The 25,199-nt window shown below is 68.4% G+C and carries 24 protein-coding genes; 8 read left to right on the top strand and 16 right to left on the bottom strand.

The genetic code is table 11. The features are described from left to right. Nucleotides 1-2: 2 nt before the first annotated feature. Nucleotides 3-503 carry an SRPBCC family protein gene (locus tag OG947_RS18500; RefSeq protein ID WP_328809569.1) on the bottom strand — a complete coding sequence of 167 codons (501 nt, stop codon included), beginning with the start codon at nt 501-503 and terminating at the stop codon, nt 3-5. A 140-nt stretch (nt 504-643) separates the two neighbouring features. Between OG947_RS18500 and OG947_RS18495 the strand changes: the two genes are divergently transcribed. Continuing rightward, nucleotides 644-3,013 (top strand): FdhF/YdeP family oxidoreductase, encoded by a 2,370-nt coding sequence (locus OG947_RS18495; RefSeq protein WP_328812593.1) that lies wholly within the window; start codon nt 644-646, stop codon nt 3,011-3,013. 55 nt (nt 3,014-3,068) lie between these two features. Here OG947_RS18495 and era read toward each other — a convergent pair whose 3' ends face one another. The 7 genes from era to hrcA all read right to left on the bottom strand — a co-directional run bounded on the left by era (nt 3,069) and on the right by hrcA (nt 10,322). Continuing rightward, nucleotides 3,069-3,977: a GTPase Era gene (era, locus tag OG947_RS18490; RefSeq protein WP_027505722.1), complete on the bottom strand. Its 909-nt coding sequence runs from the start codon at nt 3,975-3,977 to the stop codon at nt 3,069-3,071. Further along, the gene (locus OG947_RS18485; protein ID WP_328812592.1) at nt 3,964-5,301 is read right to left on the bottom strand and encodes a hemolysin family protein; all 1,338 of its coding nucleotides are present in this window, start codon (nt 5,299-5,301) and stop codon (nt 3,964-3,966) included. Before OG947_RS18485 ends, era begins: the two co-directional genes overlap by 14 nt. Then, nucleotides 5,298-5,861, bottom strand: coding sequence for an rRNA maturation RNase YbeY (ybeY, locus tag OG947_RS18480; protein ID WP_027505720.1), 564 nt, complete (start codon nt 5,859-5,861; stop codon nt 5,298-5,300). Before ybeY ends, OG947_RS18485 begins: the two co-directional genes overlap by 4 nt. Nucleotides 5,862-5,913: 52 nt before the next feature. Then, the gene (locus OG947_RS18475; RefSeq protein ID WP_056446329.1) at nt 5,914-6,933 is read right to left on the bottom strand and encodes a PhoH family protein; all 1,020 of its coding nucleotides are present in this window, start codon (nt 6,931-6,933) and stop codon (nt 5,914-5,916) included. Nucleotides 6,934-7,273: 340 nt separating this feature from the next. Then, nucleotides 7,274-8,035 carry a 16S rRNA (uracil(1498)-N(3))-methyltransferase gene (locus OG947_RS18470; protein ID WP_027505718.1) on the bottom strand — a complete coding sequence of 254 codons (762 nt, stop codon included), beginning with the start codon at nt 8,033-8,035 and terminating at the stop codon, nt 7,274-7,276. 18 nt (nt 8,036-8,053) lie between these two features. Further along, nucleotides 8,054-9,205, bottom strand: a complete 1,152-nt coding sequence (gene dnaJ / locus OG947_RS18465) for a molecular chaperone DnaJ (protein ID WP_027505717.1) — start codon at nt 9,203-9,205, stop codon at nt 8,054-8,056. A 73-nt stretch (nt 9,206-9,278) separates the two neighbouring features. Further along, entirely contained in the window at nt 9,279-10,322 is a 1,044-nt protein-coding gene (gene hrcA / locus OG947_RS18460; protein WP_027505716.1) for a heat-inducible transcriptional repressor HrcA, read from the bottom strand. 107 nt (nt 10,323-10,429) lie between these two features. On the opposite strand from hrcA, the gene OG947_RS18455 reads away from it, so the two are divergent. Further along, nucleotides 10,430-10,735, top strand: coding sequence for a type II toxin-antitoxin system VapB family antitoxin (locus tag OG947_RS18455; RefSeq protein WP_027505715.1), 306 nt, complete (start codon nt 10,430-10,432; stop codon nt 10,733-10,735). Between the two features lie 127 nt (nt 10,736-10,862). On the opposite strand, the gene hemW is transcribed toward OG947_RS18455, so the two are convergent. Then, nucleotides 10,863-12,038 carry a radical SAM family heme chaperone HemW gene (hemW, locus tag OG947_RS18450; protein WP_056446332.1) on the bottom strand — a complete coding sequence of 392 codons (1,176 nt, stop codon included), beginning with the start codon at nt 12,036-12,038 and terminating at the stop codon, nt 10,863-10,865. Nucleotides 12,039-12,336: 298 nt separating this feature from the next. On the opposite strand from hemW, the gene OG947_RS18445 reads away from it, so the two are divergent. The 5 genes from OG947_RS18445 to OG947_RS18425 all read left to right on the top strand — a co-directional run bounded on the left by OG947_RS18445 (nt 12,337) and on the right by OG947_RS18425 (nt 18,075). Beyond that, nucleotides 12,337-14,037 carry a nitrite/sulfite reductase gene (locus OG947_RS18445; protein WP_328812591.1) on the top strand — a complete coding sequence of 567 codons (1,701 nt, stop codon included), beginning with the start codon at nt 12,337-12,339 and terminating at the stop codon, nt 14,035-14,037. A 70-nt stretch (nt 14,038-14,107) separates the two neighbouring features. Next, nucleotides 14,108-14,839, top strand: a complete 732-nt coding sequence (locus OG947_RS18440; RefSeq protein WP_027505713.1) for a phosphoadenylyl-sulfate reductase — start codon at nt 14,108-14,110, stop codon at nt 14,837-14,839. Next, nucleotides 14,836-15,762 carry a sulfate adenylyltransferase subunit CysD gene (gene cysD / locus OG947_RS18435; protein WP_222630395.1) on the top strand — a complete coding sequence of 309 codons (927 nt, stop codon included), beginning with the start codon at nt 14,836-14,838 and terminating at the stop codon, nt 15,760-15,762. Before OG947_RS18440 ends, cysD begins: the two co-directional genes overlap by 4 nt. Next, complete coding sequence (locus OG947_RS18430) at nt 15,762-17,519, top strand: GTP-binding protein (protein ID WP_442973071.1); 1,758 nt, start codon at nt 15,762-15,764, stop codon at nt 17,517-17,519. The genes cysD and OG947_RS18430 overlap by 1 nt, the downstream gene beginning before the upstream one ends. Before the next feature lie 73 nt (nt 17,520-17,592). Further along, nucleotides 17,593-18,075: a hypothetical protein gene (locus tag OG947_RS18425; protein WP_328812590.1), complete on the top strand. Its 483-nt coding sequence runs from the start codon at nt 17,593-17,595 to the stop codon at nt 18,073-18,075. 1 nt (nt 18,076) lies between these two features. Here OG947_RS18425 and OG947_RS18420 read toward each other — a convergent pair whose 3' ends face one another. From OG947_RS18420 to OG947_RS18400, 6 genes are all read right to left on the bottom strand, one after another. Then, complete coding sequence (locus OG947_RS18420; RefSeq protein ID WP_235578974.1) at nt 18,077-19,114, bottom strand: sulfate/molybdate ABC transporter ATP-binding protein; 1,038 nt, start codon at nt 19,112-19,114, stop codon at nt 18,077-18,079. 5 nt (nt 19,115-19,119) lie between these two features. Next, complete coding sequence (gene cysW / locus OG947_RS18415; RefSeq protein WP_328812589.1) at nt 19,120-19,923, bottom strand: sulfate ABC transporter permease subunit CysW; 804 nt, start codon at nt 19,921-19,923, stop codon at nt 19,120-19,122. Next, entirely contained in the window at nt 19,920-20,792 is an 873-nt protein-coding gene (gene cysT, locus OG947_RS18410; protein WP_328812588.1) for a sulfate ABC transporter permease subunit CysT, read from the bottom strand. The genes cysW and cysT overlap by 4 nt, the downstream gene beginning before the upstream one ends. 2 nt (nt 20,793-20,794) lie before the next feature. After that, complete coding sequence (locus OG947_RS18405) at nt 20,795-21,814, bottom strand: sulfate ABC transporter substrate-binding protein (RefSeq protein WP_222638424.1); 1,020 nt, start codon at nt 21,812-21,814, stop codon at nt 20,795-20,797. A 120-nt stretch (nt 21,815-21,934) separates the two neighbouring features. Next, nucleotides 21,935-22,024: an Ms4533A family Cys-rich leader peptide gene (locus OG947_RS22690; protein WP_321163718.1), complete on the bottom strand. Its 90-nt coding sequence runs from the start codon at nt 22,022-22,024 to the stop codon at nt 21,935-21,937. Between the two features lie 117 nt (nt 22,025-22,141). Then, on the bottom strand, nt 22,142-22,381 hold the full coding sequence (locus OG947_RS18400) for a hypothetical protein (RefSeq protein WP_222632728.1): 240 nt from the start codon (nt 22,379-22,381) through the stop codon (nt 22,142-22,144). 67 nt (nt 22,382-22,448) lie between these two features. Here OG947_RS18400 and OG947_RS18395 point away from each other — a divergent pair, with 67 nt between their 5' ends. Next, nucleotides 22,449-24,497 carry a glycoside hydrolase family 15 protein gene (locus OG947_RS18395; protein WP_027505707.1) on the top strand — a complete coding sequence of 683 codons (2,049 nt, stop codon included), beginning with the start codon at nt 22,449-22,451 and terminating at the stop codon, nt 24,495-24,497. Between the two features lie 3 nt (nt 24,498-24,500). Here the strand turns inward: OG947_RS18395 and OG947_RS18390 are convergent, their stop codons facing one another. Further along, a complete protein-coding gene (locus tag OG947_RS18390; RefSeq protein WP_051613349.1) occupies nt 24,501-25,193 on the bottom strand; it encodes a TetR/AcrR family transcriptional regulator in 693 nt (230 codons plus the stop codon). Nucleotides 25,194-25,199 lie beyond the last annotated feature (6 nt).

Raw genomic sequence — 25,199 nt, 5'->3', positions numbered from 1 at the left:
GGTCAGGGAGCGCCGAGCTCGGCCTGCAGATTCGCCAGCGTCCGCGCGATGTTGCGGCGCTGGAAGGACGAGAAGGAACTGCCCCCGGTGGCCACCTTGTCGAACAGCGCGGCCACCGCGTCGGGCCACGGCCGATCGTCCGTCCACGTCTCGGTGACGCGAGTGCCGCCGTCCACGGGTGCGAAGGTGTACTCCCAGCTCGCGTTCCGTGCGCGGACGATCGGCTTGCCGGGTCCGATGACCTCCACCCGGAACGCGAATCGCCGTGCGGGCTCGGCGGCCGTCACCACGCACCGCGTGCTCCACGTCGCCCGGCCGCGCTTGTTGCGTCCGACGAACGTCATACCCTCGTAGGTACCTCCACGGCGCGGCTCGTCCACCACCGCTCCCGTGTTCTCCGGACTCCACCGGTGCGTCTGTGTCGGGTCGCTGACCAGTGCGTAGACCTCGTCGGGCGATGCCGCGACGTCGACGTGATCGGACACGGTGCGAGTTCTCGTCATGGCCTCACGCTAGGCGACGGGTACGGAATCGTCGGCGCGGGTAGACAGGAGTGGAAGCGCGTCGTCCGACCGGTCGTGTCGGCGCCGCGCACTACCCTCGACCAGAGGGGGCACGCGCGACATGAAGGAGTGACGGATCGATGACACGCACACACGACTCTCGGGACTACGACGAGGCCGACCTGTCGATCGAGAAGCCGAAGACGCATGCCGCCGGTCCGACCGCCGTCGCCGTCTCGATGAAGCGCTCGCTCGAGCGCATGGGCCCGGTGCGGACCGCACGGACCCTGCTCGACCTGAACCAGGCCGAGGGCTTCGACTGCATGAGCTGCGCGTGGCCCGATCCGGATCCGGGTCACCGTCACGCCGCGGAGTTCTGCGAGAACGGCGCGAAGGCCGTCGCCGAGGAAGCCGACAAGCGCCGCGCCACCCCGGAGTTCTTCGCGCGCCACAGCATCGCCGACCTCGACTCGCACAGTGAGCACTGGCTCGGTCAGCAGGGACGCATCACGCACCCGATGGTCAAGCGGTCGGGCGGCACCCACTACGAGGCGATCGGGTGGGACGAGGCATTCGACCTCATCGGCGAGGAGCTGCGCTCGCTGCACCCGGACGAGGCCACGTTCTACACGTCGGGCCGCGCGTCGAACGAGTCCGCGTTCGTGTACCAGCTCTTCGTTCGCGCGTACGGCACCAACAACCTGCCGGACTGTTCCAACATGTGTCACGAGTCCACGTCGTTCGCTCTGCAGGAGTCGATGGGCATCGGCAAGGCCAGCGTCGTGCTCGACGACGTGTACGGCGCGGACCTCATCATCCTGGCCGGACAGAACCCGGGCACCAACCACCCGCGCATGCTGTCCGCGCTGGAGAAGGCCAAGCAGAACGGCGCCAAGATCCTGGCGATCAACCCGTTGCGCGAAGCCGGCCTCATCAACTTCAAGAACCCGCAGACCCCGCGGGGCATGGTGGGACCCGGCACCGATCTCGAGGACATGCACCTGCCGATCCGCATCAACGGCGACCTGGCGCTCTTCCAGGCCATCGGCAAGCTGCTGGTCGAGTGGGACGCCCTCGATCACGAGTTCATCGAGAAGTACACCAACAACTTCGATCTGTGGAAGCAGCACGTCTCGGCGGTCGACTGGGACGAGGTGGAGACGGTCACCGGTCTCTCCCGAGCCCAGATCACAGACGCAGCGAAGCTCCTGCGCGACTCGAAGGCCACCGTCTTCTGCTGGGCCATGGGCATCACGCAGCACCGCAACGCCGTGAACACCGTCAAGGAGATCACCAACCTCGCGTTCGCCCAGGGCAACATCGGCAAGCCGAACGCGGGTGTGCTGCCCGTGCGCGGTCACTCGAACGTGCAGGGCGACCGCACCATGGGCATCTGGGAGCGGGTACCGAAGCACTTCCTCGACGCACTCGAGAGCGAGTTCGGCTTCGATCCGCCCCGCGAGAACGGTCTCGACACGATCGACTCGATCCGCGGGATGCGCGACGGCAAGGTGAAGTTCTTCCTCGGTCTCGGCGGCAATTTCGCCCAGGCCACGCCGGACAGCACCGTCACCTTCGATGCCATGCGCAAGACGAACATGACGGTGCACATCTCGACGAAGATCAACCGCTCGCACCTCGTCACCGGGGACGTGGCGCTGATCCTGCCGACCAAGGGCCGCACCGAGAAGGACATCCAGGCCAGCGGGCCGCAGTGGATCAGCGTCGAGGACTCGACGTGCTCGGTGCACTCCTCCCGCGGTCCGCTCGATCCGCCGAGCCGGCACGTCAAGTCCGAGGTCGAGATCATCACGCAGATCGCGGAGGCCACGATCGGCGACCGTTACGGTCTCGACTGGAAGGGCATGCGCGACGACTACCGCACCATCCGTCAGCACATCTCGCGGGTGGTTCCGGGATGCGAGGGCTACGAGGTCAACGCTCGGCGCCCCGGAGGCTTCGTCCTCCCCCACCCGCCGCGGGACTCGCGGACCTTCCAGACGGAGTCCGGCCTCGCCGAGTTCTTCGTCTCGCCCATCGAGGCTCTGCAGGTGCCGCCGAGACATCTTCTGCTGCAGACGTTCCGGAGCCATGATCAGTTCAACACCACGATCTACGGACTCAGCGACCGGTACCGGGGAATCGAGGGCGGCCGCCGCGTCGTGTTCGTCAACCGCGGCGACATCGCGGAACTCGGCATGAAGGACGGCGACTTCGTCGACATCACCACCAAGTGGGACGACGACGACGTGGTGCGCGTCGCCGAGAATTTCCGGATCGTCGAGTACCAGACGCCCAAGGGGTCCGCGGCCGCCTACTACCCGGAGACCAACCCGCTGGTTCCGCTTGACTCGTCGGCGACCGACAGCAACTGCCCCACGTCGAAGTCGATCGTCGTCTCGTTGAGTCCGGCCAGGGCCGGCAGCCCGGGAGTGGGGCACGGCGGCCAGGACGCCATGCGCTCCGACGAGCACCACAAGACCCAGACGGAGCCTGAGCACCTGTCCTGAACCTGCACCCGGCTACCGTGTCGCGACGATTCGATCGCGGCACGGTAGCGCGGGGTCAGAAGCCCAGCTTGCCCATCTGCTTGGGATCGCGCTGCCAGTCCTTGGCCACCTTGACGCGGAGGTCGAGGTAGATGCGGGTGCCGAGCAGCTTCTCGATCTGACCGCGAGCCGCGGTGCCCACGTCGCGCAGTCGAGCCCCACCCTTGCCGATGACGATCGCCTTCTGCGACTGACGTTCGACGTAGAGAATGGCGTGCACGTCCAGCATCGTGTCCGACCCCTCGCGGGGCCCGACCTCCTCGATGACCACGGCGAGGGAGTGCGGGAGCTCGTCGTGCACTCCCTCGAGCGCTGCCTCCCGGATCAACTCGGCCATGAGGGTCTCCTCCGGCTCGTCCGTCAGTTCACCGTCGGGGTAGAACGCAGGCCCGGGCGGCAGCACCTTCGCGAAGACGTCGACGACGACCTCCACCTGCTCGCCGGACGCGGCGGACACGGGGACCACCTCGCAATCGGGACCGAGCAGGTTCGAGACGGCGATCAGCTGCTCCATGACGCGCTGCTTGGAGACCTTGTCGATCTTGGTCACCAGACCGACCAGCGCTGTCCTGCCCGCGTTGTGGCGGACCTGCTCCAGGATCCAGCGATCGCCGGGACCGATCTTCTCGTCCGCCGGGATGCAGAGACCGATGGCGTCGACCTCCGAGTAGGTGTCGCGCACCAGGTCGTTGAGACGCTGCCCGAGCAGGGTCCTCGGCCGGTGCAGGCCCGGGGTGTCCACGAGGATCAGCTGCGCGTGGTCCCGGTGCACGATGCCCCGAATGGTGTGGCGTGTGGTCTGGGGCCGGGAGGACGTGATGGCGATCTTGGCCCCCACCAGGGCATTCGTCAGGGTGGACTTGCCGGTGTTGGGCCGTCCGACGAAGCACACGAACCCGGAGTGGAAATCGTCAGTCTCGGTCATGGTCGATCTCGTCTCTCTCGTCCGACGACTCGGAGTCCTCGTCGTCGGCGTCCGGTTCGGGAAGCTTCTCGGCGGTCACGGTGCTCACACGCACTCGTCCGCGCGCATCGGAGCCGCCCTCGGCCACCAGGATCAACCCGTGTGCCTCGACACGGGCGCCCGGCAGCGGGACGCGCCCGATCTCGTAGGACAGCAGGCCGCCGACGGTGTCCACCTCGTCGTTGTCGATCTCGATGTCGAACAGTTCGCCGAGATCCTCGAGAGGGAGCCGGGACGACACCCGGAAGCGGCCGTCCTCGAGTTCCTCGATCGGGGCCACCTCGTCGGTGTCGTACTCGTCCGCGATCTCGCCGACGATCTCCTCGAGCACGTCCTCGATGGTGACGAGGCCGGCGACACCGCCGTACTCGTCCACCAGGACGGCCATGTGCTTGCGGTCCCTCTGCATCTCGGCCAGCAGGCTGTCCAGCGGCTTGGAGTCCGGGACGAACACCGCGGGACGCATGACCTCGTCGACACGCACGCTGCGACCACCGTCCGACGACGTGTACGTCTGTTGCACGAGGTCCTTGAGATAGACGACGCCGAGGATGTCGTCGACGTTCTCGCCGATCACCGGGATCCGCGAATGCCCGCTCCGCACGGCGAGGGTGGTCGCCTGTCCGGCGGACTTGTCACGCTCGATCCACACCATCTCGGTGCGCGGCACCATCACCTCGCGTGCGGAGGTGTCGCCGAGCTCGAACACGGACTGGATCATGCGGCGCTCGTCGTCGGCGACCACGCCGCGCTCTTGCGCCATGTCGACCAGTTCCCGCAGTTCGATCTCGGAGGCGAAGGGACCGTTGCGGAAGCCGCGGCCGGGCGTGATCGCATTGCCGACGAGAATGAGCAACCGGCTCACCGGGCCCAGCAGGATGCCGATGGCGCGCAGCGGGTAGGACGACCCCAGCGAGATGGAGTACGCGTGCTGGCGGCCGAGTGTGCGGGGCCCCACGCCGATGACGACGTAGTCGACCACCACCATGACGCCGGCGGCGATGGCCAGTGCCTGCGCCGGCGCGAGCAGGTCCAGCAACGTTCCGGCGAGCAGAACCGTGGACCCGATCTCGCACAGGATGCGCAGCAGCACCATCAGATTGACGTACCGCGGACGATCCTCGAGGATGCGGAGCAGTTCGCTCGCCCCGCCCCGAGATTCCTTCACCATCTCCTCGACGCGTGCTGAGGAGACGGTGTTGACGGCGGAGTCGATGGCAGCGAAGAGGCCACCGAGAGGGACGAGGACAACCGCGAGCACGATCAGTGCCGGAGCGCTGGTCACCGGGTCGACTCACCACCGGCATCGGTCCGGGGATTCGCGAAGCCGGTGCTGCCCAACAATTTCGCGTCTCGCGCAGCCGACAGAGCGTCGCGCTCGGCCTGGCGCAGACTCTCGTACCAGTCCTCGAGGATGCTGTTCTGCAGGCCGAACATCTCCTTCTCCTCGTCCGGCTCCGCGTGGTCGTAGCCGAGGAGGTGCAGCACACCGTGCACGGTGAGGAGTGCGAGTTCGTGCTCGAGCGGGTGCCCGGCCTTCTCGGCCTGGTCCGCCGCGAACGACGGGCACAGCACGATGTCTCCGAGCATCGACGGACCGGGGTCCGGTGAGTCCGGGCGACCGCCCGGCTCGAGCTCGTCCATCGGGAACGACATCACGTCGGTGGGACCTGGCAGGTCCATCCAGCGCATGTGGAGATCGGCCATGGTGGCGGAGTCGACGAGGACCATGGACAGCTCGGCTGCCGGGTGCACGTCCATCTGCGCGATGGCGTAGCGCGCGACCGCGATCAGATCCTCTTCTCCGACGTCCATCCCGGATTCGTTGGAGACCTCGATGCTCATGCGAACACCGTACTAGTGCGCGGCGACGCCCCCGTGCCCGTGCACGCCCACATCAGTGGTGCGCGGCGCGGGGACCGCCACTGCGACGCGCAGCGCGGTTGGCGGACTTGGCGTCCGCGGCGTCGAAACGGTCGTAGGCGTCGACGATGTCGGAGACCAGTCGGTGCCGGACCACGTCGCTGCTGTCGAGCTTGGCGAAGTGGATGTCGTCGATGTCCACCAGGATCTCGGTGGCGGCACGCAGTCCCGAACGCGATCCTCCGGGGAGATCCACCTGGGTGATGTCACCGGTGACGACGATCTTCGAGTTGAAGCCGAGGCGGGTCAGGAACATTTTCATCTGCTCGGCCGTGGTGTTCTGCGCCTCGTCGAGGATGATGAACGCGTCGTTCAGGGTGCGGCCACGCATGTAGGCCAGCGGTGCGACCTCGATGATGCCCGCCTGCATGAGCTTCGGGATGGCTTCGACGTCCATCATGTCGTGCAGCGCGTCGTGGAGCGGACGCAGGTACGGATCGATCTTGTCGTGCAGTGTGCCGGGGAGGAACCCGAGTCGCTCCCCCGCCTCGACGGCCGGGCGCGTGAGGATGATGCGGCTGACCTGCTTCGCCTGCAGAGCCTGCACCGCCTTGGCCATGGCCAGGTAGGTCTTGCCCGTTCCGGCGGGACCCACGCCGAACACGATGGTGTTGGCGTCGATCGCGTCGACGTAACGCTTCTGGTTCAGCGTCTTGGGCCGGATGGTCTTGCCGCGTCGGGACAGGATGTCCAGGCTCAGGACCTCGGCGGGAGACTCGCTCACGCCGCGGCTGAGCATCGCGACGGTGCGCCGCACCGCGTCCGGAGTGACCGGTCCGCCGGCGACCACGACGGCGGCGAGCTCGGTGAGCACCCGCTTGCCGACGGCGATGTCGGACGGTGCCCCCTCGAACGTGACGACGTTGCCGCGTACGTGGATCTCGGCGGAGAGCACCTGCTCGAGCGCCCGGAGATTACCGTCGGCGGACCCGAGCAGAGGGAACATCACGGCGGGGTCGAGTTCGATGGACTCGGTCACACGCGCCTCGGTCAGAACCGGGCGTGAGGACTGCCGCTTCTGCGCGCGGGACGCACGAGTGGTGTCCTGCGCATCGTCACCTCTGGTGCCGACGAAAGGGATGTTGTCACTCACGTGGTGGCTATGGCCTTCTCTCGGGTTTCGATACTCGGTTCGCCGCGACGGGAACCTCTCACCACTTTAACGTCTCCCCCGAGAAGCGCATTCCAGTATGTCGCGCGCAACCCTCGTAGCTGCCCCTTCCCGCACACGGGCCGGGCGGCGCCAGGTGCTCCGGTTGCAACAACCTGCTCCGGTCACAACAGGAGCGGGTTGCGGAAACCGGAGCACGTGCACCAGCGGCCCGCGCCGCAGATCAAGCAGGGGGCGCGCCGTCCCAGCGATCGGTCAGGACGCCGAGCGCGCCCAACGCCACGGCCGCCGCGGTCGATGTCCGCAGGACGGTCGGCCCCAGGAGCGCGGGCGTCGCGCCGGCACCGACGAGCATGTCGATCTCCGTGTCGTCGAGCCCGCCCTCGGGTCCGACGACGAGCACCACCTCGGGTGCGCCGCGGAACGGGAGGTCCGCGAAGGCCCCGGGCGCAGCCTCGTGCAGCGCGACCACGATGCCCCCACGTGCGACGACGCCCTCGACCAGGCTGCGCACCATCCGAGTGTCGTGCAGGTCGGCGACGTCGGGAACGAAGGCACGCCGCGCCTGCTTGGCGGCCGCGGAGGCAGCGTTCCGCCACTTCGCGACACCTTTGACGGCCTTCGGGCCGTCCCATCGCGACACGCAGCGCAGCGACTGCCACGGCACGATCGCGTCCGCACCCGCCTCGGTCGCCGTCTCGACGGCCAGTTCCGAGCGCTCCGACTTCGGGAGCGCCTGGATCACGGTCACCGTGGGCCGGGGCGGCTCCGCGGTGGTGACGGAGAGCACCGTGAACGAGAGCCGGGCCTTCTCGACGCCGGTGACCTCGACGGCCGCGAGCGAGCCGCGGCCGTCCGACAGCACCAGCCGCTCACCGACGGTCGTCCGGCGCACCGTGGCCGCGTGCCGACCTTCGGCCCCGTCCAACGCGCCCGACTCCCCCGGAGACGGCAGCGGATCGAGGAAGTAGACGGTCGCCGCCACCAGTGGTCCCCCGCCCGATCAGCGACTGAAGGCGTCGCGCAGACGGGAGAACAGTCCCCCGGTGTGCTGCGATGCGGTGGTGACCACCTCGGCGTTGTCGCGTTCGCGGTGAGTGCGCAGTTGCTGCAGCAACTTGGTCTCCGTGGAGTCCAGGCGGGCCGGGACGACCACCTCGAGGTGCGCGTGCAGATCGCCGCGGACACCGCTGCGCAGCTTGGGCATGCCGTGACCGCGCAGGACCTGCACCGAGCCGGGCTGCGTGCCGGGGTCGACGGTGATCGTCGTGGGACCGTCGAGAATCGCGTCGACGCTGACGGACGTGCCCAGGGCGGCGTCCGCCATCGGCACGCGGATGGTGCAGTGCAGATCGTCGCCGTCGCGGACGAACACGTCGTGCGACTTCTCGACCACCTCGGCGTACACGTCACCGGCGGGACCGCCGCCGGGGCCGACCTCGCCCTGCGCCGCGAGGCGGATGCGCATCCCGCTGCCGACACCGGCCGGCACCTTCACGGCCAGTTCGCGGCGGGCACGCACGCGCCCGTCGCCGCCACACTTGCGGCAGGGATCGGGGATCGTCTCGCCCGCGCCGCGGCAGGTGGGGCACGGACGCGCCGTCATGACCTGTCCGAGGAACGACCGCTGGACCGACTGGACCTCGCCGGCACCGTTGCACGTCTCACAGCGGACCGGCGTCGAGTCGCCGTTGGTCCCGGAACCGGTGCACACGTCGCACAGCACGGCCGTCTCGACGGCGATGTGCTTGGTGACGCCGGTGGCGCACTCCTCCAGCGTCAGCGTGGTGCGCAGCAGCGAGTCCGAGCCGGGCTGGACGCGACCGCGGGGTCCGCGGGTGCCGCCGCCGTTGCCGCCGAAGAACGCCTCGAACACGTCGCCCAGTCCGCCGCCGAAGCCGGCACCGCCGAAGCCGCCTGCTCCGCCTCCGCCGCCACTCTCGAGCGGATCGCCACCGAGATCGACGATGCGTCGCTTCTCGGGATCGGACAGCACCTCGTACGCGGAGCTGATGTCCTTGAAGCGGGCCTGGGCCGACTCGTCGGGGTTGACGTCGGGGTGGAACTCACGCGCGAGTTTGCGATACGCGCGCTTGATCTCCTGGTCCGACGCCTTGTTGTCGACGCCCAGAGTTCCGTAATAGTCGCGTGCCACGTGTGTACTCATATCCTCTTGGTGGAAGGTGGGTCGGGAAAAGTTCGGGTGGGGCAGGTGAGTGCACCGGCCGTCATCGTTCGGCCAGCACCTCTCCGATGTATCGAGCAACAGCCGCGACCGACGCGATCGTTCCCGGGTAGTCCATGCGAGTGGGGCCGAGCACACCCATACCGCCCAGCACGTTGCCCGCCGAGCCGTAGCCGGTGGAGACCACCGAGGTGCCCCGCATCTCCGGGGCCATGGTCTCCTCGCCGATCCGGACGGTCACTCGGCCGGTGTCCTGGGTCGCCGCGATGAGCTTGAGCACCACGACCTGTTCCTCCAGCGCCTCGAGCACGGAGCGCAACGACCCCGGGAACCCACTGAGCGCGGCGAAGTCGGCGGCGTTGCGCGTCAGGTTGGCGGTCCCCCCGAGCACGAGCCGCTCCTCCGGGTGTTCGACGAGCGTCTCGACCAGCACGGTCGACGAGCGCACCACGGCGTCGCGCAGATCCTCGGGCGCCGTCTCGGCGAGTTCGGCCACCGCGGCCGACGCCAGGGCGAGACGCTTGCCCTCCAGCGCGCCGCCGAGCAGCGACCGCAGACGCGAGAGGTCCTCGTCGTCGATGACGTCGCCGAGTTCGACGATGCGCTGATCGACGCGGCCGGAGTCGGTGATCAGCACCAGCAACAGTCGCGCCGGCGTCAGGGCCACCACCTCGAGATGGCGGACCGACGACGCGGACAGGGTCGGGTACTGCACGACGGCGACCTGACGGGTCAGCTGGGCGAGCAGGCGAACACCGCGCCGCAGCACGTCGTCCAGGTCGACGCCGGTGTCGAGGAACTGCAGGATCGCCCGTCGCTCCGCCGCGGAGAGCGGCTTGACGTCGGCGATGCGGTCGACGAACTGCCGGTAGCCCTTGTCTGTGGGGATACGACCCGAGCTGGTGTGCGGCTGCGTGATGTAGCCCTCGGCCTCCAGCACGGCCATGTCGTTGCGCACGGTAGCGCTGGACACTCCCAGATTGTGTCGATCGACCAGTGCTTTCGATCCGATGGGCTCCTGCGTCGCGACATAGTCGGCGACCAGGGCACGCAGGACCTCGAAACGTCGATCCTCCGTACTCGACATCGCAACCCTCCTACGCTCGGGACCGGTGGCTGTGCGGGACCAGCCGATTCTAGTCGGCGACGCGCGGGTGCCCCATTCCGCTCGCCCGAGTCACTACTGTGACCGGTGTGATCTTCAAGGGAGTGCGCGACGGCAAGCCGTATCCGGAGCACGGTCTGTCGCTCCGCGACTGGTCCAAGATTCCGCCACGTCAGTTGCGCCTCGACGAGATCGTGACCACCACGAAGGTGCTCGAACTCGACCGTCTGCTGTCCGAGGACAGCACGTTCTACGGGGACCTGTTTCCCCATGCCGTGCATTACCACGGCGTCGTGTACCTCGAGGACGGCCTGCACCGGGCGGTGCGGGCTGCGCTGCGAAACCGTGTCGTCCTGCACGCGCGGGTGTTCGATTACGACGCGATCGGGGCCTGAAGTCGATAGGTTGTCCGTATGGACCCATGGACAGGCTGGCAGACCTTCTTCACAGATCTCTTCGCAGGCAGAGTCGATCTGATCGAACTGGTGACCTCGGCATTCGCCTACTTCTCCTGAGCGGCACTCACTCGAGAATGTCGCGCACGACCCCGTCGGCGAGCAACCGCCCACGGTCGGTGAGGACGTACCGATCGCCCAGACGGACGAGCAGTCCGTCGGACGCGATCGAGTCCGCACGGGCCACCTCGTCCGTCGACAGATCACCAGCGGCCATTCCCGCCCGCAGCCGCGCGGTCAACATGACACGTTCCATGTGTTGCTCGTCGCTCGTGAGAGATTCGCTGTCCGCGATCGGCAGCGCCCCGTTCGCCAGCGTCTCCGCGTATCGCGCCGGATGCTTGACGTTCCAGAACCGCGTCCCGTTCACATGGCTGTGTGCGCCGGGACCGATGCCCCACCAGTCACCGCCGTCCCAGTACCCCAGGTTGTGCCGGCACTCCGCACCGTCGCCCCGCGCCCAGTTGGACACCTCGTACCACCCGAAGCCGGCTGCGCCGAGACGCGCGTCGATCCGTTCGTAGCGCGACGCCAGCACGTCGTCGTCCGGAGCCGGGAGCTCGCCCCGGCGCACCCGTCTCGCCAGGGCCGTCCCGTCCTCGACGATGAGCGCGTACGCGGACACGTGGTCGACACCGGCGTCGAGCACCGCCGTCAACGACGCGTCGAGGTCGTCGTCACTCTCTCCCGGCGTTCCGTAGATGAGGTCGAGGTTCACGTGGTCGAACCCGGCCGCCGCCGCTTCCCGTGCCGCGTCCCCGGCGCGTCCCGGGGTGTGGGTGCGGTCGAGGATCGCGAGCACGTGCGGTGCCGCCGACTGCATGCCCAACGACACACGTGTGTAGCCGGCCGCGCGGATTCCGTCGAAGAAGGCCGGCGACGTCGACTCGGGATTCGACTCCGTCGTCACCTCGGCATCGGCCGAGAACGTGAAGGACGAGCGCGCGGCACCGAGGAGATCGGCGAGGCCGTCGGCACCGAGCAGCGACGGCGTTCCGCCGCCCACGAACACGGTGTCGACGCTGGGCACGCTGCCCGACTCCCGCGCGAACGTCGCCGCGGCGAGGTCGAGCTCGCGGCGCACCCCGTCGAGCCAGGACTGCGGTGACGCCGACGTTCCGAGCTCCCCGGCGGTGTAGGTGTTGAAGTCGCAGTAACCGCAGCGCGTCGCGCAGAACGGCACATGGAGGTAGAGGCCGAACGGCGCGGCCGGACGATCGACGAACGACTCGGGTGCGAGCACACCGACAGCGGGAGGAGCGAGTGGAACGGGGATCACCGGACCAGTGTCCTCCTCCCTCCTCGTCGACGCCCTGGTCGGGGGAGGCACCCGCGTCGTGGCAGAATGGGGCTCATGACAGTCGTGGAGATCATGCTCGTGGCTCGGCGCCACGTCGATCTCGCACGCGTCTGCAGCTGTCTGAGGCCGCTCGTCTGACCCTCCCGCCAGCCCGCACACCCCCCGGCCGGTCAGGGACGAGGTGTGCGGACCAGCCCTCCGAGACACCCCTTCCTGTTCGGCGCCCGACCTTGGAGCGCCCATGACGAACACCCCCGACACCGCTGCGCCGCGCGCACGGTCGACCCGTCCCGCCAAGCGGAGGTCCGAGGGCCAGTGGGCACTCGGCTACCGGGAACCGCTCAACGCGAACGAACAGAGCAAGAAGGACGACAACCCGCTCAACGTCCGCGCGCGGATCGAGAACATCTACTCCAAGCAGGGTTTCGACAGCATCGACAAGGCCGATCTGCGCGGGCGCTTCCGCTGGTGGGGGCTCTACACCCAGCGCGAGCAGGGCTACGACGGCACCTACACGGGCGACGAGAACATCGACCTGCTCGAAGCGAAGTACTTCATGATGCGCATCCGCTGCGATGCCGGCGCACTCAGCGCGTTGCAGTTGCGCACTCTGGGTGAGATCTCGCAGGAGTTCGGCCGCGACACCGCCGATCTGTCCGACCGGGAGAACGTGCAGTACCACTGGATCGAGGTGGAGAACGTCCCCGAGATCTGGCGCCGCATCGAGTCGGTCGGTCTGAAGACCACCGAGGCGTGCGGCGACTGCCCGCGCGTCGTGCTGGGCTCCCCGCTCGCCGGCGAGTCGCTCGACGAGGTCCTCGATCCCACGCCCGCCATCGACGAGATCGTCGAGCGCTACATCGGCCGGCCGGAGTACTCGAACCTCCCCCGCAAGTTCAAGACCGCGATCTCCGGCCAGCAGGACGTGGTCCACGAGGTCAACGACATCGCCTTCATCGGGGTGAACCATCCCGAGCACGGTCCCGGCCTCGACGTCTGGGTCGGCGGCGGTCTGTCCACCAATCCCATGCTCGCGCAGCGGCTCGGGGTCTGGGTGCCGCTGCACGAGGTCGCCGACGTGTGGGAAGGCGTCGTCTCGATCTTCCGTGACTACGGGTACCGGCGTCTGCGCAACAAGGCGCGGCTGAAGTTCCTGGTCAAGGACTGGGGCGTGGAGAAGTTCCGGGAAGTGCTCGAGACCGAGTACCTGAAGCGGCCGCTTCTCGACGGCCCCGCCCCGGAGAAGCCGACCCGGCCCGTCGACCACGTCGGGGTCCAGAAGCTGAAGAACGGCCTCAACGCCGTCGGACTCGCCCCCATCGCGGGCCGCGTGTCCGGCACGATCCTGACGAAGGTCGCCGACGCGGCCGCGCGGGCAGGGTCGGATCGCATCCGGTTCACCCCGTACCAGAAGCTCATCGTCCTGGACATCTCCGACGAGAAGCTCGAGGACTTCATCGCCGAGATGGACGCGCTGGGTCTGCCGGCGCGGCCGTCCATCTGGCGCAAGAACCTGATGGCGTGCAGCGGCATCGAGTTCTGCAAGCTGTCCTTCGCCGAGACCCGCAAGCGTTCGCAGGTGCTCGTCCCCGAACTCGAGCAGCGGCTGGCCGACGTCAACGCGCAACTCGACGTCCCCATCACCGTGAACATCAACGGCTGCCCCAACTCGTGCGCTCGTTCGCAGGTCGCCGACATCGGGTTCAAGGGCCAACTGGTGGACGACGGTGACGGCGGACAGGTGGAGGGCTTCCAGGTCCATCTCGGTGGAAGCCTCGGCTTCGACAGTGCCTTCGGCCGGAAGTTGCGCCAGCACAAGGTCACCAGCGCCGAGCTGGGCGACTACATCGACCGGGTCGTCCGCAACTTCGTCAAGCAGCGCGACGAGGGCGAGCGGTTCGCGCAGTGGGCCGTACGCGCCGACGACGCGGATCTGCAGTGAGCGAGCACGGGAATCGCGTGTCCCGCCCTCGCGTTGTCTCCTGGACCGTCCGCCCGCGAAAGGTTGTCTCATGAGCGTCGCCACCCATCGCCACCTGACCGAGTCCGAGCTCCGCGCCATCGCCGAGCGGGGTGCGCGGGAGATGGACGGCGCCTCGGCGGACGAGCTCATGCGCTGGACCGAGGACACCTTCGGCGACGACTACATCGTCGCGTCGAACATGCAGGACGGCGCGCTGGTCCATCTGGCCGCGCAGGTGCATCCGGGTGTCGACGTGCTCTTCCTGGAGACCGGCTACCACTTCGCCGAGACCATCGGTACTCGTGACGCCGTCGAGTCGGTCTACGGGGTCAACGTCATCGACGCGAAGACGACCGTGTCGGTGGCCGAGCAGGACAGGCTCGAGGGCAAGGATCTCTTCGCCCGCGATCCCGCACGCTGCTGCGCACTGCGCAAGGTCGTGCCGCTGAAGCGTGAGCTGGCGAACTACAGCGCCTGGGTCACCGGCATCCGCCGCGTCGAGGCACCCACGCGCGCCAACTCGCCGCTGATCTCCTTCGACGAGGCGTTCGGCCTGGTGAAGATCAACCCGATCGCGGCGTGGTCCGACGACGAGATGCAGTCCTACATCGACGAGCACGGCATCCTCGTGAACCCGCTCGTCGACGAGGGCTACCCGTCGATCGGGTGCGCACCGTGCACGGCCAAGCCCGCTCCCGGAGCGGACCCGCGCAGCGGTCGCTGGGCCGGCAGCACCAAGACCGAGTGCGGACTGCACTCGACCGAGGAAGGAACCCGATGACAGCCGCCACGAGCGTGGACGTCACCCACGTCGACGAGCTCCGGGCACTCGAGGCCGAGTCCGTGCACATCATCCGCGAGGTGGTGGCCGAGCTCGAACGACCCGTACTGCTGTTCTCGGCGGGCAAGGACTCCATCGTCCTGCTCCGCCTGGCGGAGAAGGCGTTCCGCCCCTCCCCCGTTCCCTTCCCGGTGATGCACGTCGACACCGGACACAACTTCCCCGAGGTCATCGAGTTCCGCGACCGACGACTCGAGGAGGGCGGCCATCGCCTCGTCGTCGCGTCCGTCCAGGAGTCGATCGACTCCGGTCGCGTCCGCGAGGTCGGCGGGTCCTCCGGCTCACGCAACCGTCTCCAGACCCGGACGTTGCTGGACGCGTTGGAGGAGAACAAGTTCGACGCCGCCTTCGGTGGTGCGCGGCGCGACGAGGAGCGTGCGCGCGCCAAGGAGCGTGTGCTGAGCTTCCGCGACGAGTTCGGCCAGTGGGATCCGCGGGCCCAACGCCCCGAGCCGTGGTCGCTGTACAACGGCCGCATCAAGCGCGGTGAGCAGGTCCGCGTGTTCCCGCTGAGCAACTGGACCGAGCTGGACATCTGGCGGTACATCGAACTCGAGCAGCTCGAACTGCCGTCCATCTACTTCGCCCACGAGCGCGAGGTGTTCGAGCGCGACGGCATCCTGCTCGCCACCTCGGAGTTCACCTCCCCGACCGAGCACGAGACCGCTGCCGTCGAGATGGTGCGCTACCGCACGGTGGGCGACCTCACCATCACCGGCGCCGTGCGCTCGCACGCCACCGACATCGCCGGGGTGATCACGGAGATCTCCGCGGCCACCGTGTCCGAGCGCGGCGAGACCCGCGCCGACGACCGCACGTCCACAGCCGCGATGGAAGATCGCAAGCGCGAGGGGTACTTCTGATGACCATCACCAATCCGCTTCCGATGTCGGACGTTCCGGTGTCCCCGGCCCCCACCACCCCGCGTCAGCTGCTGCGCATCGCCACAGCCGGCTCCGTCGACGACGGCAAGTCCACCCTCATCGGGCGGCTGCTGCACGACACGGACAGTCTTCCGCTCGATCACCTCGACGCCGTGACCGACGAGGAGGGCGTGGCCGACCTCGCCGCCCTGTCGGACGGTCTGCGTGCCGAGCGCGAGCAGGGCATCACCATCGATGTCGCCTACCGCTTCTTCTCCACGCCGAGTCGCAGCTACGTCCTCGCCGACACCCCGGGACACGAGCGCTACACGCGCAACATGTTCACGGGAGCCTCCAACGCGAACGTCGCCATCCTGCTCGTGGACGCCCGCGCCGGCGTGTTGCGGCAGACGCGTCGTCACGCCCGGATCGCGACGCTCGTGGGTGTCGACCGCCTGGTGGCGACCGTCAACAAGATGGATCTCATCGACTTCGACGAGTCCCGCTTCCGTGACGTCGAGCGCGAGCTCGCCGACCTCGGTGCCCGCCTCGGCACGGAGATTCTGGTCATCCCGATCGCGGCGAAGCTGGGCGACAACGTCGTTCGGCCGTCCTCGACCATGCCCTGGTACACGGGCCCCACTCTGCTCGATCACCTCGAGAGCATCGACCTGGTCGCTCCCGCACCGGTCGCCACGGAGCTGCGGTTGCCCGTGCAGTGGGTCTCTCGCCCCACCGACGGCGAACGCCGTCGGTACACCGGCCGGCTGTCCGCCGGCACCGTGCAGATCGGCGACTCGATCGTCGCGCTGCCGTCCGGATCGCGCAGTGTGGTCACGGCGCTCGACACGCTGGACGACGCCCGCGACGTCGCCGTGGCTCCGCTCAGCGTCTCCGTCGAACTGGCCGACGACATCGACGTGGCCCGCGGCGACGTCCTGGTCAGTGGCGAGCCCGACGCCCACCTGCCCACGCTCGCACGGGAATTCGATGCCACCGTGTGCTGGCTGGCGGAGGCACCTCTCGGTGTCGGCGACCGACTGGCGATCAAGCACACCACCACCACGGTGCGCGCGACGGTGCAGCGCATCCACTCGCGACTCGATCCGGAGACGCTCGACGAGCATCCCGGCTCGGAGAACCTGTCGCTCAACGACATCGCACGGGTGACGCTGCGGACCAGTGCGGTGATCGTGACCGACGACTACGCGGACAACCGCGACTCCGGTGCGTTCATCCTGCTGGACGAGCACACGAACGACACCGTGGCCGCGGGCATCATCGAGGGGTCCCGCGCGGTGCTCGACCGCTCGGACACCCCGTCCTGGGTTCCGTCGTCGATCACCCGCGACGAGCGTGTCCGCCGTACCGGTCAGCACGGTGCGACGATCTGGCTCACCGGCCACCCGTCCTCGCACAAGGCCGCCGTCGCCGTCGCGCTCGAGGACGCACTGACCGCCTCCGGTCGCACCGCCTACATCGTCGGCGGTGACAACGTCCGCGGAGTCCTCGACATCGACGCCGCAGCCGGAACCCGCGCCGCGACGGTGCAACTCGCCCGGTTGGCCCGGTTGTTCGCGGATGCCGGAGTGGTCGCGATCGTGCCCATCTCGTCGGCGGACGGCGAGGATCTCGCTGCCGCGCGAGTCGAGATCGCTGCGGCCGGGATCCCGGTCACCGATCACCACGTCGATGCCGACGACACCGCGACGCCGGCCGAGGTCGCGGCAGCCGTGCTGCGCGCATCGAACGCGTAAGGAAGAGACGCCCCCGCGTCGAGACGACGTCAGGAACCGCCGACGACGGCAGTGGAGCATGCAGGGTCGAGTCATGACCTTGCGTGAACTACTGCCGTCGCTGTCGTCTCCGGACGATGCTCGTGCGCTGTGGCCCGGGGAGATTCACACCCACGGGGGCAGGCTGTGTGTCCGAAGCGACGGGCGCGCCGAGACGTTCCTCGACGATCTGTGCGACGAGTACGGCGACGCCGTGGCCGTCCGAGCGGGCACCGCGGTGGTCACGGTGACCCGGGTCCGGTCGGTGGACGTGTACCGAGGGCTCCTCCGCGTCGTCACGACCGGTGCCGACTCGGGTGTCGCCCCGGTGTCCGTCCGCCTCGCCTCGCGCCATCCGGTGTGCCGACCGGTTCCGTGTTGCCTCTGCACCCGGTCGGGGCGCTGCGTGTGCCCCGCGCTCGACCTGCCGTCGGACATCCACGCCGGCGACGTGCTGGCGATGGTCACGCGATGCGGTGATCCGGCGTTCCGTGGCCCTACCGTGTGTGTCCGGTCGGGGTGCGTCGAACGCGAGTGAGTCAGCCGGGGATCACCGGCACGCGCGTGGCACGCACGTACACGGTCTCCCCGCTCTGCAGCCCCAGCGCCTCGTTGTCGCCGCGGGTGATCTGCGCGAAGAACAGCTCGTTGGTGGCGCCGTTGCGCAGCTCCACCCGCACCTCGAAGCCCAGGTGCACGACACGCTCGACGGTCGCCCGCAACACCCCCGCGTTCTCGGCCGTGCCGGTCTGCTGCGCGTTCGCGAGATCCGGTGTGCGGCCGACCCGGATGTCGTGCGGACGGACCAGCTGGCCGTTGAGCCGCGACACCTCGCCGAGGAAGGACATGACGAAATCGTTCGCCGGGGTGTCGTAGAGATCGCGAGGGGCGCCCACCTGCTCGATCCGGCCCTTGTTCATGACCGCGATCCGGTCGGCGACGTCCAGCGCCTCCTGCTGATCGTGCGTGACGAGCACCGTGGTGACGTGCACCTCGTCGTGCAGTCGACGGAGCCACGTGCGGAGATCGGCCCGCACCTTGGCGTCCAGGGCACCGAACGGCTCGTCGAGCAGCAGCACCCGCGGATCCACGGCGAGCGCGCGGGCCAGGGCCATGCGCTGACGCTGGCCACCGGACAGTTGCGCCGGGAAGCGCGTCTGGAATCCCGAGAGACCGACGATGTCGAGCAGCTGATCGACGCGCTCGTCGATCTCGGCCTTGGGCCGCTTGCGGATCTCGAGCCCGAAGGCGACGTTCTTGCGCACGGTGAGGTGCTTGAACGCGGCGTAGTGCTGGAAGACGAATCCGATGTCGCGCTTCTGCGGACTGACGGTCGTGACGTCGTCGCCGGCGATGACCACCACGCCGGAGTCCAGCTCCTCGAGTCCGGCGATCGACCGCAACAGTGTCGACTTGCCCGACCCGCTGGGCCCCAGGAGCGCCGTCAACGATCCGGACGGGATGTCGAGGGACACGTCGTCGAGGGCCGCGAAGTCGCCGTAGTTCTTCCGCGCTCCCCGGACGGAGATCTCGATGCCGCCCGTGCGCTTCTCTGTCGTCGTGGTCGTCGTCGTCACGGTGCTCATTCCTTGGTTCGCTTGCGGTCCAGAACCGTCATCAGCAGCAACACGATGACGGCGACGACCATGAGAAGTGTCGACGCGGCGTACGCGCCCGGTTGGTTGAAGTCCTCGTACCTGGCGTTCACCAGCAGCGTCAGCGTCTGCGAGATGCCCGGCAGGTTGGTGGAGACGATGATGACGGCACCGAACTCGCCGAGCGCGCGGGCGACCGTCAGGACGACGCCGTACGTCAGCCCCCAGCGGATGGCGGGAAGCGTGATGCGCCAGAAGGTCTGCCACGACGTCGCGCCCAGGGTGGCCGCGGCCTCCTCCTGTTCCTGTCCGATCTCGTGCAGCACCGGTTCCACCTCGCGCACCACGAACGGCAGCGTGACGAAGATGGTGGCCAGCACCATGCCAGGCAGCGCGAAGATGATAGTGATACCCCACTCGGCGAGGAAGCCGAACCAGCCGCCGGCACCCCACAGCAGGATGAGCGCGACACCCACGATGACCGGGGACACGGCGAACGGGAGATCGACGACCGCCTGCACGAACCCCTTGCCACGGAAGTTGCCGCGCGCGAGAGCCAAGGCCGTGACGACGCCGAACACCACGTTCAGCGGCACGACGATCGCAACGATGATCAGCGACAACTGCAACGCCGACTGTGCGGCCGGCGTGGTGATGAGCTGGAAGAACGAGACGAGGCCGTTCTCGAACGTGCGGTACAGGATCGCACCCAGCGGGAACACCACCAGCACGGCCAGGTAGAGCAGCGCGACCGTACGGAGGCTCAGTCGAGTTCCGGTGGACAGCTTCACTTCTGCTCCTCCCGCCGGGCGAGGCGGCTACCGGAGATGCGCAGCACGAACAGCACCACGAAGGCGATGAGCAACAGCACCACCGAGATTGCGGCCGCGTCGACGGGCTGATCGGTCTCGATCTGCTCGCGGATGAGCTGCGACGCGATCTGCGTCTCGCCGGGAATGTTGCCACCGATGAGGACGACGGATCCGAACTCGCCGAGTGCCCGCGAGAAGGCCAGTCCGGCACCCGAGAGGATCGACGGCAGCAGTACCGGCAGCACGACCCGCCGGAAGATCACCAGATTGCTCGCACCGAGCGAGGCGGCTGCTTCCTCCACTTCCTGGTCGAGCTCGATGAGGACCGGCTGCACCGCGCGCACGACGAACGGCAGTGTGACGAAGGCGAGGGCGAGCACGACACCGGCCTTGGTGGCGTTCAACGTGATGCCCACCGGACTCATCGGTCCGTACAGCGACAGCAGCACCAGGCTCGCGACGATGGTGGGCAGGGCGAACGGCAGGTCGATCAGCGCGTTGACGACGGACTTGCCCGGGAAGTCGTCTCGCACCAACACCCAGGCGATGACGGTTCCCATCACCACGTTGATCAGCGCCGCCACCACCGAGACCTGCACCGTCACGCGCAGAGTGGCCAGCGCCCGCGGATCGGTGACCGCGTCCCAGAACTCCGCGGGTCCGTCGGACAGGGAGCGACTCAGCACGGCCGCCAGGGGCAGCAGGACGATGATCGAGAGCCACAGGACGACGGTGCCGAGCGTGAGCGATCCCCCGGGAAGATGGGAGGCCGGCCGGCGAGAGGCGGGAAGGCCGGAGGCCGGCCGGCGAGGGAGGAACTTTCGCCGACCGGCGACCTCTGTCGTCATGGTCAGCTCGATGCCTTGTAGATCGCGTTGATGGCACCGTTCTCACCGAACAGGTCACTGTCCACCGCAGCCCAGCCACCGAGGTCGTCGATGGTGTACAGCTTCTGCGGCGTCGGGAACTTGTCGGTGTAGTCGGCGGCGACTGCGGGGTCGACGGGACGGAAACCGCTGTCGGCCCAGATCTTCTGGCCGTCCGCGGTGTAGAGGTAGTCGTTCAACGCGTTGGCCTGCTCGAGATTCGCGCTGGAGTTGACGACCGCGACGGGGTTGTCGATGCGGAAGGTCTGGTCCGGAACGATGTGCTCCACCGGCTGACCCTGCCCCTCGAGCAACAGCGCCTCGTTCTCGTAGCTGAGCAGGACGTCGCCCTGGCCCTGGAGGAACGCCTCGGACGCGGAGCGGCCGGAGTCGGGCTGCACCGGGAAGTGCTTCACCAGTTCGGTGACGTAGTCCAGGCCGGCCTGGCGATCCTGGCCGCCGTTGCTCACGGAGGCATAGGGCGCCAACAAGTTCCACTTCGCCGAGCCGGAGCTGAGCGGGCTGGGGCTGATGACCTGCACGTCGGGGCGGATCAGGTCCTCCCACGTGCGAATGTTCTTCGGGTTGCCCGGTCGCGTCACGATGGTCACCACGGAGCCGAACGGCACGCCACCGTAGGCGTTCTGGTTCCAGGCCTCGTCGACCTTGCCGGCCTTCACCAGTCGGGTGACGTCGGGCTCGACCGAGAAGTTGACGATGTCGGCCGGTGCGCCGTCGGCGACCTTGCGCGACTGGTTGCCCGAGGCGCCGTAGTCGGCGTTGATGGTGACGTTGTCACCGTTCTCGGTGGAGGCGAACGCGGCGCCGATGGCATCCCACCCGTTCTTGGGCACGGCGTAACCGACGAGGGTGAGCGACGGACCGGACGTGGACGCGGCGGTCTCACCGACGGTGTCGGAGGACCCGGTGGAGCACGCGGTCAGGGTGAGGGCGGCCGCGACGGCGGCGGCGGACAGCAGGCGGACACGACGTGATGGGAACACGGTGGACCTCTCGAGGAGTGCGGCACACGCGAGCGCGCGGCGGCACGGACATGAACAGCGGTGATGGACGGAACTGACGAGCGGAGCGCGCCGGAATCGGTGAGGGCGCGCCGTGTGGGGTCAGCGACAGTCGACGTCAGCGACCGCGAGCATGCCGACAGCGATCAGCGCCAGTTCATGGCGGATCGGGTGCGGGGCTGCGTCGGACACAGCCGAGAATTTAGCAGAAAGTCGGAGAGAGCCTGCTACCGAGTCAGCAGCCACGCGACGATCACCAGCACGATCAGCGCGATGAGGGCCAGGGTCACACGGGAGCGGGGCACGGTGTCACTTCTCTCGGGGGTCGGAGTCGCCGGTGGTCACGGCTGCGGGATCCCGGTCGGCGGGTGTCCGGCGGAAGTAGCGCCGCCTGGCATCGAAGAGCGCAGACAACACGATGTCGACGACGTACGCGGTGAGTGCCGCTGCCGGCACGACCACCAGCAGGACGACGGCGACCTGGGGCACGAACGGCAACCCGGCGATCCAGAGTTCGACTCCGTCCCACCACGTGGCCACTGCGTTCACACCTCACGACAGTAGTCCCTCGCTCTCCGCGGTGGACTGGGGCGCCGGACGGCTTCATGATGGGCGGATGAGCCCGTTCGACGAACAGTCCGTGGTCCCCCGCGTCGCCAGCGCGGGGGAAGCCGTCTTCGGCCCCGGCGCGGCCGAGCCGGCCGAGGAGGGCGGCGCGCTCGACACCGTTCCCGGCACGGCCCAGACCTGGCTGCCGCATCGCACGACGTTTCCGCCGATCGACGACTACGCCTTCCTGTCGGACTGCGAGACCACGTGTCTGATCGCTCGCAACGGTGCGGTGGAGTGGATGTGCATTCCGCGACCCGATTCCCCCAGCATCTTCGGAGCGGTGCTCGATCGCGGTGCCGGGCAGTTCCGCATCGGCCCCTACGGTCAGAACGTGCCCGCGGCGCGGCGCTATCTCCCGGGCGGTCTGATCGTCGAGACCACGTGGCAGACCGAGACCGGATGGTTGGTGGTCCGCGACGCTCTGGTGATGGGCAAGTGGCACAACACGGACGAGCGCTCCCGCACGCACCGCCGGGCCCCGTCCGACTGGGACGCCGAGCACTGCCTCATCCGCAGCGTGAAGTGCGTCAGTGGAACGGTCGAGCTCGAGATGAGTTGTGAGCCCGCGTTCGACTACCACCGCAAGCCTGCCGTGTGGGAGTACACCGGCAACGTCTACGAGGAGGCGACGGCCACCGCCACGGCGGGCGACGGCACCGAACCCACCCTCAAGTTGACCACCAATCTGCGCATCGGCCTCGAGGGGCGAGAGGCCCGCGCCCGGACTCGGATGACGGAGGGCGACAACGTCTTCGTCGCGCTGTCGTGGTCGACGCTCGATCCTCCCCGCACCTTCGAGGAGTCAGCCGAAAAGATGTGGCAGACGGCGGAGTGCTGGCGCCAGTGGATCACCATCGGCCGCTTTCCCGACCATCCGTGGCGCGGGTTCCTGCAGCGCAGCGCGCTCACCCTCAAGGGTCTCACGTACGCACCGACCGGCGCGTTGCTCGCCGCGAGCACCACGTCGTTGCCGGAGACGCCGGGCGGAGAGCGGAACTGGGACTACCGGTACGCCTGGGTACGCGACTCCACCTTCGCCCTGTGGGGTCTGTACACGCTCGGGCTCGATCGCGAGGCCAACGACTTCTTCGCCTTCATCTCCGACGTGACGTCGGGCCCCGACGGCGAACCCGTTCCGCTGCAGGTGATGTACGGCATCGGCGGCGAACGCACGCTCGAGGAGGAGGAGCTCGGACACCTGTCCGGGTACGACGGAGCCGTCCCCGTTCGCATCGGTAACGGTGCCTACAACCAGGTGCAGCACGACATCTGGGGCACGATGCTCGATTCCGTCTACCTGCACGTGCGCTCGCGGGAGAATGTTCCGGAGTCGCTGTGGCCCTTGCTGAAGCGTCAGGTGGAGGAAGCGATCGAGCACTGGCGCGAGCCCGACCGGGGCATCTGGGAGGTACGTGGGGAACCGCAGCACTTCACGTCCTCCAAGGTGATGTGCTGGGTGGCGCTCGACCGCGGAGCGAAACTTGCTGTGCTGCACGGCGAGAAGGCGTACGCCGAGGAATGGTCGAGCATCGCCGACGAGATCAAGGCCGACGTTCTCGAGCACGGCGTCGACTCGCGCGGAGTCTTCACCCAGCGATACGGCGACGACTCACTCGACGCCTCGTTACTGCTGGTGCCGCTCCTGCGGTTCCTGCCCTCGGACGACGAGCGCGTCCGGGCGACGGTGCTCGCCATCGCCGACGAGCTCACCGAGGACGGCCTGGTACTGCGCTACCGCGTCGACACCACGGACGACGGGCTCTCCGGCGAGGAGGGCACCTTCACCATCTGCTCGTTCTGGTTGGTGTCCGCACTGGTCGAGATCGGCGAACTGCACCGCGCGAAGCGACTGTGCGAACGGCTGCTCGGGTTCGCGAGCCCGCTGAAGCTCTATGCGGAGGAGATCGACGCGAAGACGGGCCGGCACCTGGGCAACTTCCCGCAGGCGTTCACCCACCTCGCGCTGATCAACGCCGTGGTGCACGTCATCCGGGCGGAGGAGGCAGCGCAGGCCGGGCAGTTCCAGCCCGCCCACGGCCACCCGCACTCCTGACGGTCAGTCGAGTCGGAGGGCGTTGACCCACAGGCGCGTCGCCGCGTGCACCAGCTGATCCGACGACCACGTCGGCGGCTCGCCGAGGGACGGCTCCACCACGAAATGGGTGAACGCCAGCCGGGAGATCATGCCCGACAACGCAAGTGATGCGACGACGGGATCCACGCCGCTGTCCGCCAGGCCTCGTCGCTGGAGACCGGCGATGCTGCGCGCGTTGCGACGGACGAACGCGTCGGCACGGTTGCGTCGGAGCCGCCGGAACCGGATGTCGATGGCCGCCACCTGTTCGAGCAGTTCCATCAGCTTCGCGTTGCGTTCGTACGCCTCGAAGTACGCGCGCGTGCTCGCCTCGATGACTGCGACCGGATCACCGTCGTCCGGCACGTGTTCGGTACCGGGGTGCATCATGTCGTCCTGCGACACCTCGAGCACCGCCGCGAAGATCTCTTCCTTGCTCGCGAAGTAGGTGTAGAACGTGCCGGACGAGCAGCGAGCCTCGGCGGTGATGTCCACGAGACGGGCGTCGAGGTACCCGGCACGCTCGAACACCACCCGCGCCGCCGCGACGAGCGCAGCGCGCGTGCGCACTCCGCGCGGCGTCGCCGGCGGAGTACGGAGCAGGTCCGCGTCGGCCAGCGACGGCGGATCGTCGTCGGCGGCGGACCCGGTGCCGGCCGGCGGGGTCCTGGTCATGGGTGT

It is taken from the genome of Rhodococcus sp. NBC_00297, from assembly GCF_036173065.1.
Taxonomy (GTDB): Bacteria; Actinomycetota; Actinomycetes; order Mycobacteriales; family Mycobacteriaceae; genus Rhodococcoides.
The sequence above is the reverse complement of the archived record's forward strand: the minus strand, read 5'-3'. Positions and strand labels throughout refer to the sequence as shown.

Excerpts from the sequence above, each read along its gene's own strand:
- OG947_RS18500 (WP_328809569.1), bottom strand. The coding sequence starts at position 503 with ATGACGAGAACTCGCACCGTGTCCGATCACGTCGACGTCGCGGCATCG.
- OG947_RS18495 (WP_328812593.1), top strand. The coding sequence starts at position 644 with ATGACACGCACACACGACTCTCGGGACTACGACGAGGCCGACCTGTCG.
- era (WP_027505722.1), bottom strand. The coding sequence starts at position 3,977 with ATGACCGAGACTGACGATTTCCACTCCGGGTTCGTGTGCTTCGTCGGA.
- ybeY (WP_027505720.1), bottom strand. The coding sequence starts at position 5,861 with ATGAGCATCGAGGTCTCCAACGAATCCGGGATGGACGTCGGAGAAGAG.
- hrcA (WP_027505716.1), bottom strand. The coding sequence starts at position 10,322 with ATGTCGAGTACGGAGGATCGACGTTTCGAGGTCCTGCGTGCCCTGGTC.
- OG947_RS18445 (WP_328812591.1), top strand. The coding sequence starts at position 12,337 with ATGACGAACACCCCCGACACCGCTGCGCCGCGCGCACGGTCGACCCGT.
- OG947_RS18440 (WP_027505713.1), top strand. The coding sequence starts at position 14,108 with ATGAGCGTCGCCACCCATCGCCACCTGACCGAGTCCGAGCTCCGCGCC.
- cysD (WP_222630395.1), top strand. The coding sequence starts at position 14,836 with ATGACAGCCGCCACGAGCGTGGACGTCACCCACGTCGACGAGCTCCGG.
- OG947_RS18430 (WP_442973071.1), top strand. The coding sequence starts at position 15,762 with ATGACCATCACCAATCCGCTTCCGATGTCGGACGTTCCGGTGTCCCCG.
- OG947_RS18425 (WP_328812590.1), top strand. The coding sequence starts at position 17,593 with ATGACCTTGCGTGAACTACTGCCGTCGCTGTCGTCTCCGGACGATGCT.
- cysT (WP_328812588.1), bottom strand. The coding sequence starts at position 20,792 with ATGACGACAGAGGTCGCCGGTCGGCGAAAGTTCCTCCCTCGCCGGCCG.
- OG947_RS18395 (WP_027505707.1), top strand. The coding sequence starts at position 22,449 with ATGAGCCCGTTCGACGAACAGTCCGTGGTCCCCCGCGTCGCCAGCGCG.
- OG947_RS18390 (WP_051613349.1), bottom strand. The coding sequence starts at position 25,193 with ATGACCAGGACCCCGCCGGCCGGCACCGGGTCCGCCGCCGACGACGAT.